The organism is Winogradskyella sp. 3972H.M.0a.05, from assembly GCF_040493455.1.
GTDB lineage: Bacteria > Bacteroidota > Bacteroidia > Flavobacteriales > Flavobacteriaceae > Microcosmobacter.
On record NZ_JANFDA010000004.1, the window covers coordinates 157775 to 173443 of the forward strand.

9 protein-coding genes are annotated in these 15669 nt (G+C 34.7%); 4 read left to right on the plus strand and 5 right to left on the minus strand.

Annotated features, from left to right (window positions below; genetic code table 11):
- Positions 1-61: 61 nt before the first annotated feature.
- Positions 62-865: a helix-turn-helix domain-containing protein gene (locus NCE97_RS09870; RefSeq protein WP_353778946.1), complete on the plus strand. Its 804-nt coding sequence runs from the start codon at positions 62-64 to the stop codon at positions 863-865.
- Between the two features lie 58 nt (positions 866-923).
- Here NCE97_RS09870 and NCE97_RS09875 read toward each other — a convergent pair whose 3' ends face one another.
- The 5 genes from NCE97_RS09875 to porU form a co-directional block, all read right to left on the minus strand.
- On the minus strand, positions 924-2540 hold the full coding sequence (locus NCE97_RS09875; RefSeq protein ID WP_353778947.1) for a pyruvate dehydrogenase complex dihydrolipoamide acetyltransferase: 1617 nt from the start codon (positions 2538-2540) through the stop codon (positions 924-926).
- 3 nt (positions 2541-2543) lie between these two features.
- Entirely contained in the window at positions 2544-3542 is a 999-nt protein-coding gene (gene pdhA / locus NCE97_RS09880; protein WP_353778948.1) for a pyruvate dehydrogenase (acetyl-transferring) E1 component subunit alpha, read from the minus strand.
- Positions 3543-3656: 114 nt separating this feature from the next.
- Positions 3657-4139, minus strand: coding sequence for a cytidine deaminase (gene cdd / locus NCE97_RS09885; RefSeq protein ID WP_353778950.1), 483 nt, complete (start codon positions 4137-4139; stop codon positions 3657-3659).
- Positions 4140-4213: 74 nt separating this feature from the next.
- Complete coding sequence (gene porV / locus NCE97_RS09890) at positions 4214-5431, minus strand: type IX secretion system outer membrane channel protein PorV (protein WP_353778951.1); 1218 nt, start codon at positions 5429-5431, stop codon at positions 4214-4216.
- 63 nt (positions 5432-5494) lie between these two features.
- Positions 5495-9355 carry a type IX secretion system sortase PorU gene (gene porU, locus NCE97_RS09895; protein ID WP_353778952.1) on the minus strand — a complete coding sequence of 1287 codons (3861 nt, stop codon included), beginning with the start codon at positions 9353-9355 and terminating at the stop codon, positions 5495-5497.
- 250 nt (positions 9356-9605) lie between these two features.
- Here porU and gldJ point away from each other — a divergent pair, with 250 nt between their 5' ends.
- From gldJ to NCE97_RS09910, 3 genes are all read left to right on the plus strand, one after another.
- A complete protein-coding gene (gene gldJ, locus NCE97_RS09900; protein ID WP_353778953.1) occupies positions 9606-11300 on the plus strand; it encodes a gliding motility lipoprotein GldJ in 1695 nt (564 codons plus the stop codon).
- 68 nt (positions 11301-11368) lie between these two features.
- Complete coding sequence (locus tag NCE97_RS09905) at positions 11369-12658, plus strand: UDP-N-acetylmuramoyl-tripeptide--D-alanyl-D-alanine ligase (RefSeq protein WP_353778955.1); 1290 nt, start codon at positions 11369-11371, stop codon at positions 12656-12658.
- 106 nt (positions 12659-12764) lie between these two features.
- Positions 12765-15575 (plus strand): helix-turn-helix and ligand-binding sensor domain-containing protein, encoded by a 2811-nt coding sequence (locus tag NCE97_RS09910; RefSeq protein WP_353778957.1) that lies wholly within the window; start codon positions 12765-12767, stop codon positions 15573-15575.
- Positions 15576-15669: the final 94 nt, after the last annotated feature.

Sequence of the window (15669 nt, forward strand, 5' to 3'; positions counted from 1 at the left end):
GTTGCCGCTAATCTATTCAACATTTCAATAAATTTAGTAACTTGTAGAAAACAAAGCATTTATGCCAACTGACACCAACAGGCATGATCTCATAGATACTCCATTACAGGTCTTAATGGTCATTGAATCTAGCAACTATTTTAATAGGGTTGATAGTCTTCAATTTGATTTGTTTTACCAACGTCTTCAAAATAGTATTCATAAAACCATCAGTAAACATCGTGGCAAAGAAAAACATCTGAAAACCAATATATACTTGGTTACATTCAATTCTGTTGATGATGCTATTTCTTGTGCATTGAAGATTAAACACAACGCGAAATACGTTACTCCAAGCTTTGACAGTTCATACAAAATATTGAATATTGGAATTAATAGTTCTAAAGCTAAATTGGTGGATGAAGCTATTAGAATGGCAACTTATTATTGTGAAGTCGTTTCGGGAGATATTGTTATTTCTTCTGAAGTGAACTCAATTTATCAAGATGTCCATCACAATCCTAAGCTCAATAAGGATAAAATTAGAAGCCTAAAACCTAGGGAAGAAGATTTTTTAAAACGTTTGATGTCCTTTGTGGAAGAACACTGGAATGATTCACAGTTTAGTGTTACGGACTTTAGTCAGAAAATGGGTTTTAGCAACTCTCAGCTTAATAGAAATATTAAATCTCTAACGGGGTTGCCTCCAAATAGTTTCATTAAAAAACTCCGCTTACAACGTGCTTTAAAATTGTTGTACAATCGTAAAGGAACTATTGCCAATGTTGCTTTTGAAACTGGATTTAATTCGCCTACGTATTTTTCAAAATGTTTTTCCAAGCAGTTTGGAATCTTACCTTCTACGTTTTTAAAACAAAACACTTAAACTAAAAAACCTGCTTCAAAGGTTTGAAACAGGTTTATGTCTTATATAAATTTTGCTGTTACACCAACATCGTAACAGGGTTTTCAATATATCCTTTTAATGTTTGAAGGAATTGCGCTCCTGTAGCACCATCAACGGTTCTATGGTCGCAAGCCATCGTAAGCTTCATTGTATGTCCTACAACTACTTTTCCATCTTTAACCACAGGTTTTTCTACAATGGCTCCAACAGACAGTATTGCAGAGTTTGGTTGGTTAATTATTGATGTAAAGCTTTCTATACCAAACATCCCTAAGTTAGAGATAGTAAAGGTGCTGCCTTCCATTTCATCTAAGGTAAGCTTCTTGTTTCTTGCTCTGCCAGCATAATCTTTAACAGCTGCTCCTATCTGCGTTAGACTTTGCTCATTAGCAAATCTCACCACAGGAACTACTAAGCCATCTGGCACAGCAACAGCCACACCAATGTGTACATGGTTATTTAATCGCATCTTGTCATCAAACCACTGAGAATTCACTTGCGGATGTTGACGTAAAGCCAGTGCACATGCTTTCACAATCATATCGTTATACGATATTTTGGTATCTGGCAGTGAATTATATTGTGCTCTAAAAGCGATAGCATTCGCCATATCAAATTCCACATTTAGATAGTAATGTGGTGCGGAGAATTTGGATTTTGCTAAGTTCTTAGCAATAGCTTTACGCATGCTTGAGTTTGGTACTTCATCAAAGTCCTCTTGTCCAGTTGGGACAAACTTGGCAACTGGTGCTGAACTAGCTGCTGCTTTTGATGGTACAAAGTTCTCTACATCGCGTTTTACTATACGACCATTTTCTCCAGTACCTTGTACTTGGGCAAGGTCTATACCTTTTTCAGCTGCAATCTTTTTTGCTAAAGGTGATGCAAAAACGCGTCCATTAGGAGACGTTGTTGTTACTTCTTTTGGGGTGTCAGCTTTTGGAGCTTCGACTTTTGCTTCTGGTTTTGCAGCTTCTACCTTTGGCGTCTCTTCTTTAGAGTCTCCACTTGGCGCTTTATAGTTTTTTGCCAGATCAGCTACATCCGTACCTTCTGGTCCAATAATAGCTAATAATGCATCTACTTTTGCAGATTCTCCTTCATTAAGACCTACATATAATAGGGTACCGGACTGAAAGGATTCAAACTCCATAGTAGCTTTATCGGTTTCAATTTCCGCAAGGATATCACCTTCTTCTACTGCATCACCAACTTTCTTTAACCAAGTTGCTACGGTTCCTTCTTCCATGGTATCACTCAATCTAGGCATGGTAACCACAGTGACACCTTCTGGAATTTCAGCATTACCTCCTTCTGAAGAATCATCATTTGAAACATCTGCGGTTTCTTCACTTTCTTCTGAAGCAGATTCTGATACCGTAACACTTCCGTCTAACAATCCTGAAATATCTTCTCCTTCATCACCTATAATTGCTAAAAGCTCATCTACTTTAGTAGTTTCACCTTCTTGCACTCCTATATGAAGTAGCGTTCCTTCGTAAAAAGATTCGAACTCCATGGTTGCCTTATCGGTTTCGATCTCAGCTAATATATCGCCTTCATTAATCTTGTCTCCAACTTTCTTTAACCATGTGGCTACTGTACCTTCTTCCATGGTATCGCTTAGTCGCGGCATATTAATTACTTCTGCCATAGCTTAGAGTTTATGAGGTAAAAATGGATAATCTTCTTGTTCGTATACGGCATCGTACATGACGTTCTTTTCTGGCCATGGAGAATCTTCAGCAAATTTCTCGCATTCCTTAACTAAATCTTTAACACGCTTATCTATTTCTGCAATATCATCTTCTGTTGCGTATTTTTTATCTAGAATTATATCTTTTACTTGAGTTATAGGATCTATTTTTTTGTATTCTTCAACTTCATCCTTAGTTCTGTAGTGTTGCGCATCACTCATTGAGTGTCCTCTGTAGCGATAAGTCTTCATCTCTAAGAATGTAGGGCCATCTCCTCTACGTGCACGCTCGATTGCTTCATGCATTGCTTCTGCTACCTTTACAGGGTTCATTCCATCTACTGGCCCACAAGGCATTTCATAACCTAAACCTAACTTCCAAATATCTGTATGGTTAGCTGTACGCTCTACTGATGTTCCCATAGCATATCCATTATTTTCACAAATGAATACTACTGGTAGTTTCCAGTTCATAGCCATATTGAAAGTTTCGTGAAGCGATCCTTGTCTTACAGCTCCATCTCCCATGTAACATAAGGTTACAGCGCCAGTCTCGTTATACTTGTCTCCAAATGCCATACCAGCTCCTAGAGGAATCTGCCCTCCAACAATTCCATGTCCTCCATAGAAGCCATGCTCTTTTGAGAAAATATGCATTGATCCTCCTAAACCTTGAGAAGTACCTGTAGCTTTACCGTAAAGCTCAGCCATCACTCTTTTTGGATCAACGCCCATTCCTATCGGCTGAACATGATTACGATATGCTGTTATCATTTTATCTTTAGAAAGATCCATAGCATGTAATGCTCCAGCTAAAACAGCTTCTTGCCCATTATATAAATGAAGAAACCCTCTTACTTTTTGCTGAATGTAGACAGCTGCTAATTTATCTTCGAATTTCCTCCAGAACAACATATCCTCGTACCATTTGAGATATGTTTCTTTCGTTACTTTTTGCATTGGTTATGTCTATTAATTATAAACGAATAACAAAAATAGCATATTAGTTACGAACCAAAAAACAGTAGTTTGTAATTTTTGAGCCTAATTGCAGTAAATAAATTTACTAAATCGTTATAGTACAGTTTTATCGAAAATAAAAGGGAGTAAATTGGACAAAGAATCGGATTTTGCAACCTTACCAACTTTCCCCATAAAATAGATTTCTATTGCAGAGTTTTGCTTTACTTCATACTCAGAAATTGCTTGCCTACAAGCACCACATGGAGGAATTGGAGATTTGGTTTCCTTATCTTTTGCTGATGCCGTAATAGCCATTCTAATTATCTTCTCATTAGGGAAGCGTGCTCCTGCATAATAAATCGCTGTACGCTCTGCACAAAGCCCTGAGGGATATGATGCGTTTTCTTGATTACTACCTGATACTATTTCTCCGTTATCGAGCAATAATGCAGCACCAACCGTAAAATTTGAGTAAGGCGCATAGGCAGTGTCTCTTGCTTCAACAGCTTTTTGCATTAATTCCTGAACATCTGATGGAAGTTCATTAAGGGAATCGTATACTTCTAACGTTGATTCGACAGTAATTTTCTTCATACTTCCTAATGTGTTTAGACAAAAAAACTATTGCGTTAACAATAGTTTTTAAGTAAATAATATTTTAATCAATACTAATATTCATCATACTCGCCATCTCCAAAATTGAACGTCAATGAGAATCTTAGTGTATTTTCTAAAGGACTTTGAACCTTAGATGCAGAGAATAAATAAGATAAATCTACATTAATAATATTGTACTTAAATCCTGCACCTAGTGCAAAGAATTTTCTTGCTCCTTTATCTTCACTTTCATTAAAGTATCCTGCTCTAAAAGCAAATGATTCTTGATATAGATATTCTGCTCCTAATGCCCAAGTAAACTCTTTTAATTCTTCGCTAAATCCACCTGGAGCATCTCCAAATGATTGGAACATTCCGCTAATAAAACTTACATCATTATCTTGTCCTTCAACAATAATTGTTGGTTCGTTTGGATCTTGCTCTCCGTTTGGCTCTGTATCACCTTCTTGAATTGTGTCGACAAACCCTAATACTGGTGGTGTTGGTACTAATAATTTAGCAACCTCAGCAGTAACTCCTAGTTTGTTGTATTCATCAAAGATAAAATCAAATCCACCACCTAATCTTAAGTTAGTAGGTTGGAAGTTTTCTCTACCTCCATCATCATACTTAAACTTTGGTCCTATGTTCTGAATTGCAAATCCTGCTCTCCAACGTCCATTAAAATCGTTGTAAGCTTCTTCTTCACTTTGGTAATATCCAGAAATATCGACACCAAAAGTATTTGCAGCGTTTGCATTTGGATCTACTTGATCTATTCTAAGGTCTGATCTTAGGAAACGCATTGTAACTCCCATAGCAAATTGATCTGCTAAACGTAATGTATAAGCAATATCAGCTGTAAATTCATTAGGCTTTACATTTAATCCTGGATCATCTGGTCCTTGAGTTAATGTAATTTCACCTAAACTAAAGTATTTAAAACTTGCGGATACTGCACTGTTTTCATTAAGTCTATTAAAATAGGTTAAATACCCTATAGAAATATCGTTTACTAATTTACTTAAGTATGGGGTATAGCTTAAGCTAATTCCAGATTTTGTTTCAGAGAATGCATATTTAGCAGCATTCCATTGTTGCGAAAAGCCATCTACTGAAGTAGCTACACCAATATCTCCCATTCCTGCAGCTCTCGCATCTGGGGCAATCAGCATAAATGGCACACCAGTAGTGATTACAGATGATTGGTCTGGAAAAATCACTGTTTCTTGTGCATTAATAAGGTTTAAGCTATAAATTGTGATAAAGGCTAAAACGTATTTTTTCATGTTCAATTTCATATCAGAGTCTAAAGTTGGAAACTTTATAACGAAGGCAAATATAAGTTATTATTAGAGGATTACAAGTTTTTCAATTTTTTCAACTTGTTTATTAAGTGTATTAGATCGTACTTTCAATTTATAAACATAAACACCTTTCCCTATTCTATCTCCAAAATCGTCTCTGCCATCCCAAACAATATCTTTGGATATAGAGCTGGTGTTTTTTGACCCTCCGGTTGTTTGACCATTTAGTGTTCTAACTAATTTTCCTGTAACAGTAAATATTTGCACAGAAATATCTAATGGTTCTGTACTATTGTGATTGAACCAAAACTCTGTGTAATTCACGAAAGGATTAGGGTAATTAAGAACATTTGTAATTGTTAGAGTTTCATCTGCATCAAAGACCATGAACTGAATTTCTGAAGTAGATGAATTATTATAGACATCCCAAGCTTTGAAGGTTAGTGTATGTAATCCAGGTTCTAAATCTCTAAAAGGAAATGATACCGTTCCACTTGTATAATCATCCACATTGGCTTGATAATAATCATTTAATATAAATGGATTTGTTTCATCGCCGTCTAAGATTGCACTTATATCGTGACCTATTCCACTAACTGTATTGATTCCATTATCGTCAGATAGCTTTGCTAATAATGTAGGTGACTCATTTGTAATACCTCCAGAAACAAAGTTCTCATCATTCATAAAGAGTGAAATAAGTGGTGGTGTTTCATCAGCTTCTGCATTTTCATTAATCCCTCCAACTGAAATATCAAAACTACTTCCTGCTTTATCCAAAGCAAATGATTGTTCTACGGCATAGAAGCTAACCTTACCAGGGCCTAAAGGAATTCCAATATCTCTAGGAACTACAAACTCAAACTCGAATTGCCCGTTTTCAACTGTTGCCTGACCTTTGAATATTATATTTCCTAAAGTTTCAAAATCTAAAATAATTAATTGACCTCCTTCTGTAGTATTGTCATTTCCTAAAGTTTGCCTTTGAATAGATTTGTCATAAACGGTAGCCGTTAAAGTACCATTAAAGTTTGTAAGGACATCACCTGATGGATTAGTAACTTCGCCAGAAAGCTTCACTTTATCTAGTGCTTTAAGATCATCTGTATTTCCTCCAATAGGAACATCATTTATCATTGTAAGTCTGATATCAGGCTCTGGAAAAGCCAATTTCATTGCGGGATCACCTATAAAAAATACTAATCGTTTTTGTGAAATCCCGGACACTAAAGGATCAACCTTCGTCAAACGTAATGCTTCAGCCATTGTAGGGTATTCATTCGACCCAAAAGCAAAAAGATGCTTCTCCATTTCTTCGTTGATAGTTCTTCCTGGTGTAACGAATATTTGCCTAGTTGTAGTAATTAATGCAATAGATCCAGCATCTTTATTCCAATAGGTAAACTCTCCTGCTGTTGGCCTGCCTGGATCATCAAACTTTGTATATTCGCAGGTGATAGTTACAAACAAATTGAATTTGCAGACATTATTTATGACCTGAGCATCGTTTTTATCGAAAATTCTTTCTTTTGCCAAACCATCTTCTCCACCATGACCAAAATAGTTCACCACAAGTGCACCAACCTCAATGGCTTCCCTAAAGGCATCATTAACTACAGGATAGCGATCACCTGCAGCCGAAGATTCTTGTTCAAAAGCATCTGCCAAAATCTTCACTGAATTAACAAATGTTTTTTCTTGAGGTATAAAATCTGCTATATTATTGGTGGTTACCTGCAAACTATTCTCCCAAGCTTCATCTACATCATCCGATACTGCCAAGAAATTATTTCTCCAACTGCCAAAAGCTTCTCTTTGGTAATAAGCATCAATTTTATCTACTAACTCTTTGGCTCTTTGAGGGGAGTCTGCTAATATTCTTCCTACTGCTATATCTAATCTATCGCTACCGGTTAAATCTGTACCCTCATCATCATCTAACAATCCAAAGAAATCATCTGAAACAAATGAGCTAGTTAAGCTAAAGCTACTGATAGAATGCCATGATGGTACAAAATTGGTGTTATTAGGGATGCGGTTTTTGTAATCATAGGATCCATCCCCAAAAAGACATAAGTATTTAAGTCTGCCACTCTGGGAAACAGCGTTATTATATACATATCTCACCATATTTCTTATGGCTCCTATATCTGGGTTTCCAGAACTGAACTCTTGATAAATATCATCGAGCGTAAGTACTTTAACCGTAAGATCGTACTGATCCCTATTTATTTGAGCTAATCTTTCGGCTTGATTCAGAAATATAGCAGGCGTAACAATGATATAATCTAACTCCTGAAATTCTCCTTGAGCATTTTGAAAAATTGTTCCTTTAATATCTTGATTAGTAACTGAAGCTGTATTATCTCTTAGTGGTTCGTAAAAATCTAATTCGTCGAAAGCTAAATAGGTTCTAAGCTCTCCAGCCTGAGCATTGAAACTGAATTGGGATGACTGATCAGTATTCATGATACTGTTTACATTGAATTTATCTGTAATATCCCAAATTTCAACAACATTGGAAGCACTACTTAAAGTATATTCAACTATACCAGATGTACTTGCCACACTATTATTTCTAAAAATCAGCTGTTCATTATTAAACGTCAAAGCTCTAGTAGCTTCTATTGAAATATAATCCAAATAGCCTCTTGATGATGGATTACCTGCTTTATCGTACGTTAAAGTCACAGAGATATCATCTGAATTTACAGATAAATTACTATCTAGTTGATTTCCACTAGCCAGAACTGAGTCTTCTAAGTTTACGGCAGAGAAGTTTATCACTCCAATCTCATTACCATTTACTGACACTCCAATACTGGTTGTAGCTTCAGATATACCAGCTGCCAGCACCTTAAGTCTAGCTGGTTGCGTTGGGTCTAAATTTGGGAATGTGAAATCATAAGTGCGTTCTAGTTCAATATCAAATCTATCTCCAAACCACCTTCTACCGAGCTTAGCGAGATTGAATTCATCTACTTCATAAAATTGATAATCTTGAAATGTGTCTATGGTTAAATCTGGTGTCAGATCTGACTGATTCATTGGTTGAATTCGCTTTCCGAGTCCACTACTAACATTTACATAGTAGTAAGACTTTTCAGTAAAAAGGTTGATATTGGTTTCACTTTCTTCATTAAAACCAAATGGCCCTTCAGCATAGAAAAGAATATAATCTCCGTTATCGAAAACACCATCTTCTTCTCCTACAAATTTAACAGCATTCTCTGTAAGGTCTAATGGGTAATCCGCAGAATTTCCCAGTGGTAACATACTACCACCGTTACCAAAAATCTTAATAGTCCTCGGATCCACATTAGTATTGACTCCCAATTGGCTAAGAAAATCTTTAGACAATCTAAAAACTCCAGATTTTTCGACATAAAATCGATGCCACTGCCCTGTACTTAAAACCGAATTAAATATTTCTTGACTATCTGCAGATGAAGTTCCTGAACTTCCATCTCTGCCTGTATTAGAATAATTGACTGAGAAAGATGTAATTCTTTTATACACACCCCTATCATTAATAATTGGTGTTAATTTCAAAAATGCTGAAGTTTTTCCTCTAGCGACAGCATTCTTCAAAATTAATTTAGGTTCAGAAGGAATTGAGTTTCTATCCAGTCCTTTAAGGTCATTTACTGTAATTGTCTCATAAGAAACATTGGATAGTGAAATAGCATTCTCATTGAAAGTTCCAGATATAGGCCATTCTGCAAAAAATATAATTCCTTCTTCTTTACTATAGCTATAATGTGCTTTATTAAATGATGGTAATTCTATAGTAGAGTAGTCATTTTTCAAGAGAATGGTACCATCCCAATCGATATTAAATTCTTTCTGCTGAGCCGAAATAAAAAAGTGGGCAAGCAAAATTAAGGTCAGTGATAGTCTTTTCATAGTAAAATAACGGGTTGTTCCTGTGCTTATTATCGTACGAAACTTTTTTATTCAAAATTACAACAATAATTCTTTTTTAGTCTCGTTATTGGTAAACAAATTACATCGGTGAGAAGTGTAAAAATCCGTTATTATGTTAAAAAAGTGGGATGAAATGCACTTTTTTTTACATTTTGGCAAAAAAAAACGTTGCACTTTTACCTTTAATTACTATATTGCGAGTCAAAATTTAACTAGCTTACTTAAAAGTATGGATATGAAAAATGTCTTTAACGTAAGGATTCTATTAGCCCTAACGCTATCATTGGCGATGTTTAGTTGTAAAAGATCCTCAAATTCATCCAATAGTTCACGTGCAACAGGATGGAGTATTAACAATAAAAAAGGAGGTTTTCAGTACAATACCAAGTTCAAAGAACAAGCAACTGCTCCTGGTTTAGTATTTGTTGAGGGTGGTACTTTCACAATGGGTAAAGTACAAGACGACCCTATGCACGATTGGAACAACAGTCCTAATCAACAGCACATTCAGTCTTTCTACATGGACGAAACTGAAGTAACTAATTTAATGTACATGGAGTACTTAGATTGGTTAAAGAATGTATATCCACCAGATGATCCAAATTTTGCATTAATCTATCAAGGTGCTCTACCAGACACATTGGTTTGGAGAAATCGTTTAGGTTATGCAGAAATGATGACAGAAAACTATCTACGTCATCCTGGTTATGCAGAATATCCTGTAGTTGGAGTAAGCTGGATTCAAGCTGTAGAATTTGCAAACTGGAGAACAGACAGAGTTAATGAAATGTATCTTGAAGATGCTGGATATATCAAAAGAGATGCTAAGGTATCTTCTGATGTTACTGCAGATTCAAACTTTAATACAGACACATATATCAATGCACCATCTCAAACTTACGGAGGAAACGAAGAAATCCTAAAGGGTGGTAAGCGAAAAGTTAGAACTGATGACGATGGTAACGAAGTAGATGTATATGCTAGAAGAGAATCAGGTGTTATTTCTCCAGATTATAGACTTCCAACGGAAGCAGAGTGGGAATACGCTGCTCTTGGTCTTTCTGAATTAAGAAGCTACAACGTATACAGAGGTCGTAAAAAATATCCATGGGATGGCCAGTACACAAGATCTGGTAAGCGTAAGTGGAAAGGTGATCAGTTAGCTAACTTCAAACAAGGAAAAGGTGATTACGGTGGAATTGCTGGATGGTCAGATGATGGTGCCGATATTACGAACCAAGTTAAATCTTATGAGCCAAATGATCATGGTCTCTATGACATGGCTGGTAATGTTGCTGAATGGGTAGCAGATGTATACAGACCTATTGTTGATGATGAGTTTAACGATTTCAACTACTACAGAGGTAATGTATATTCTAAAAACGCTATCAACGAAGATGGTACTGTAAAAATAGCTACTACTGAAGAGATTGTTTACGATACACTTAGTAACGGTAAAGTTATTGCAAGAAACCTTCCAGGTGAGATTGTAACGGTTCCGGTTGACGAAAATGAAACCTATTTAAGAACAAACTTCGATGCTAGTGATAACAGAAACTATAGAGATGGAGATAAAAATTCTTCTAGATACTATAGAGAAAGTTTTTCTGAAGACGATGCTGCTTCAACCAAGTCTAGTGATAAAGAAACAAGAAAAATGTATAACTCTCCTAAGCATAACGTAGAAGTTGATTCTGCTGGTAACATGCTAAGAGAATACGATAAGTCTAATCATAGAACATCATTAATTAATGATAAGGTTAGAGTATATAAAGGTGGTTCTTGGAGAGATAGAGCTTACTGGATTGATCCTGCTCAAAGACGTTACTTCCCACAAGATATGGCAACAGACTATATCGGATTTAGATGTGCTATGTCTAGAGTTGGTTCTAAGAGTAAAGGAAAAGGAAAAAGACGTAACTAATTAAAATATTATATATTTTTAAAAGTCCTAACTAATATGTTAGGACTTTTTTAATTCTCAAAATTCTTATGACCATAGCTTCAATCTATAATCACTTTCTAGAATGTGATTCTGTATGTACAGATACAAGAAAAATATCTAAAAACTGCTTATTCTTTGCACTTAAAGGTGAAAACTTTAATGGTAATACGTTTGCGGATGAAGCCTTAGAACAAGGAGCCAAATACTGTATCGTCGATGAAGAAGCGTATGCTGAAAATGAAAACTCCATTTTAGTTGAAGATGTTTTAACAACATTGCAAGACCTAGCTAGATATCATAGAGAGCAATTGGGTACTCCAATTATTGCTCTTACTGGTAGTAACGGAAAAACCACTACTAAGGAATTAATTAATGCTGTATTAAAAACAAAATACCAAACCCTCGCTACCAAAGGAAATCTCAATAACCATATTGGTGTACCTCTAACGCTTCTTAGTTTAACTAGGGATATAGAAATAGGGATTGTGGAAATGGGAGCCAATCATAAGAAGGAAATAGAGTTTTTATGCAATATAGCCTTACCAGATTATGGCTTAATTACCAATTTCGGAAAAGCGCACTTAGAAGGATTTGGAGGTTTTGAAGGAGTTATTGAAGGTAAATCAGAATTATATAAGCATCTGATAAAACACAATAAACTCATTTTCATCAATTCTAACGATGCTCTACAAAAGCAACAAATAAACGATTACAGCAACTATTATAGCTTCGGAAACACAAAAGGTGTAGATGTAAATGTATTAAATCAAACAAATGGCGAATTTGTTTCGGTACAGTTTGGTGATGAAGTAATAACTTCAAATTTATCTGGCATCTATAATTTCAACAATATAGCTGTAGCCATTACAATAGGTAATTACTTTAATGTATCTGTGCAACAAATTAAAGAAGGTATAGAGAGTTATATTCCTAGCAATAATAGATCTCAGATCATAGAAAACAATTCAAACAAAATTGTCCTAGATGCTTATAATGCTAACCCAACCAGCATGAAGGCGGCTATAGACAATTTTAAATTACTAAAATCTGATGCAAAATATGCACTACTTGGAGATATGTTCGAACTTGGAAGTACTTCAAACCAAGAGCACCAAGAAATTATGTCGTATGCGGAAACTGAAATCGATGGTCAAATCTTGTTTGTTGGAGAAAACTTTTTTCCATGCAATCCATCTTCACCACAATCCTTGAAGTTCAAAAACTTTGATGATTTAGAAGAATATCTTCAAAATAAAACTATTCAAAATTCTTTAATACTTATTAAGGGATCTAGAGGTATGGCTTTGGAAAGAGCATTACCATATCTAAACAACTAATTATCTTATTACATATCAAATTTAAATTGTATAGTTAGAATTCAAACTAAAAACTAACCATACAAAATTGTATATTGTACAATATTACTGTGAAAACACACTTTTTATGTTGTACAATTTTCGCCTCATTGTAATTATACTGTTTGGTTTTAAATTAATCGGATTAAGCGCTCAAGAGTTACCTCCCATCCAGAATTATAGCCCTCAGGACTATCATGGAGAAACTCAAAACTGGTCTTTATCTCAAACCAATTCCAAAACGATTATAGCAGCCAATAACAAAGGGCTTCTCACTTTTGATGGAGAACGCTGGAACTTATACAAATCACCTAATGAAAGTATAATCCGTTCCATTAAAGTTATTGGTGATAGAATATATGCAGGTATGTATAGAGATTTTGGTTACTGGACAGAGAACGAGTTTGGCTCACTAGAATATACATCCATAGCAAGTAAATTAGATATTCCACTCAAAGAAGATGAGCAATTCTGGAAAATTATCGCACTACAAGATTGGATATTGTTTCAGTCTTTGGACAGAATCTATATATACAATACAAAAGACCAATCGTTCAAGATTATAAATTCTGATACTGGTATTACTAAAATGTACGAGGTTAATGATAAAATCTATTTTCAGAAAACCAATCAAGGTCTTTATAAAATAGAAAGTGGTCAAGATATACTGGTTAGTAATGACACAGTTCTGTCGGATTATAGGCTTATTAATGTTTTTGAAGTTAACAATGATCTATTAATTCAAACTCAGGATTATGGCTTTTTTATTCTAAAGGACAACAACTTTAGTGTTTGGAATCAAACGTTAGATGATATTTTAAAGGACAAAAGTGTTTACAACAGTATCCAATTAAAAAATGGCAATTATGCTCTAGGAACTATCTCACATGGATTATTAGTTATAGACAAAGATGGAGCTCCACTCTATAGTATTGACCAAAACAAAGGACTTGGGAACAACACTATTTTAAGCCTGTTCGAAGACTCTGAAAATAATTTATGGTTAGGACTAGATAACGGCCTAAGCTGTATCAATATGAATTCTCCTTTTAGAGTCTACAACGATGACAATGGATTAATAGGCTCTATCTACACTTCAGAATTGTATTCCAATAAACTATTCATTGGTACTAACCAAGGGTTATTCTGTAGAAATCCAGAAGGAGATGATAAATTTCAATTAGTAGAGGGCACACAAGGGCAAGTTTGGTGTCTATTTAAATACGACAACAAACTCTTTTGTGGTCACGACTCAGGAACCTTTGTCATTGACAATTTAAAAGCTAGAAAAATCTCTAATATCGAAGGTGCATGGAATATTAAACCTATTCAGAATAAGCCAAATCAACTAATTCAAGGTAATTATGATGGGCTTTATATCTTAGAGAAAATCAATTCTAACTGGGCTTTAAAGCATAAAATTGAAGGCTATGATATTTCATCACGCTTTTTTGAATTCACTAATCCCAACAGCCTTTTAGTAAGTCATGAATATAAAGGCATAATCTCTCTGAAATTAAATAATGAATTATCTAAAGTTGAAAACATCAGTACAGATGAAAACCTAAAGGGCTTAAAATCTAGCTTACTCAAATACAATGAACAAATTTATTATGCTTTTGATAAAGGTATTTACAAGTACAACGCTTCAGAAAATCAATTCCTTAGAGACTCGCTTCTGAGCAGGACTATTAACCCAAGTAGCTTCGTATCTGGAAAGCTGATATCAGATCAAAAAAACAATCGCTTATGGTCTTTCTCAAATAACGCAATTAACTATACAGAACCTGGGAATTTAAGTGATATACCAAAAGTTAAATCTATTCCTCTACCCTATGAATTGGTAAAAAGTGTTAGTGGTTATGAAAATATATTAGCATTAGATAATAATTCTTACCTCATTGGTACTACCTCTGGATATATCGTTTTTGATTTAAACAAATTAAATAATCCATCTTATCACACCTCTATAAGCAGTATCACCAATACAAAAAACAGAAGCATTAAAACACCAAACAATGTAAGTCTTTCAGGTAGTGGATTGTTTTCCAATGAAGAACACAATCTTGAATTCAACTACAGCATTCAAGAATATGATAAATTCTTTATTGCCGAATATCAATATCAACTATTGGGCATTTATGATGATTGGAGTGATTGGTCTGTAGAATCTAAGCAGCTATTCGAAAACTTGCCATATGGAGACTATACTTTTAATGTAAGAGGAAGAATAAATAATAAAACCACAGAAAACATAGCATCTTATAACTTTAAAATAGAGCGTCCTTGGTACATGTCAAACCTAGCCATTGCAGTATACATAATTGGTTTTGTGCTATTAATAATACTAACACATAATATCTATAGAGGCTACTACAAGAAACAACAAAAACAAATTCTAGAAAAAGGTAAAAGAGATTTAGAATTGAAAGAATTAGAGAATCAGAAACAGATAATGAGAATCCAAAATGAGAATCTAGAAAAAGATATTGAAAATAAGAATAGAGAATTAGCAATATCTACTATGAGTCTCATAAAGAAAAATGAATTCTTAAACACCATAAAAGGTGAACTCAAAAATGTAGAAAGTAATGATCTTAAGAGAGTAATCAGAATTATTGATAATAATATAAACAATACAGATGATTGGAAACTATTCGAAGAAGCTTTCAATAATGCAGATAAAGATTTTCTAAAAAAGATAAAAGCAAAACACAAATCCCTTACTCCAAACGACCTTAGACTATGTGCTTACTTAAGGCTTAACTTATCTTCCAAAGAGATTGCCCCTCTCCTTAACATATCTCCAAGAAGTGTCGAAGTAAAACGATATCGTTTGCGAAAAAAGATGAATTTACCACACGAAGCTAGCTTAACAAATTATATACTCGAAATTTAAAGACTAAACAAAACCTCTTTTCACCTATACAACAACACAACATGCCCTGTATTTTAACAATATAGCGCGCTCCCAAAGAGAAACTATTAATAAC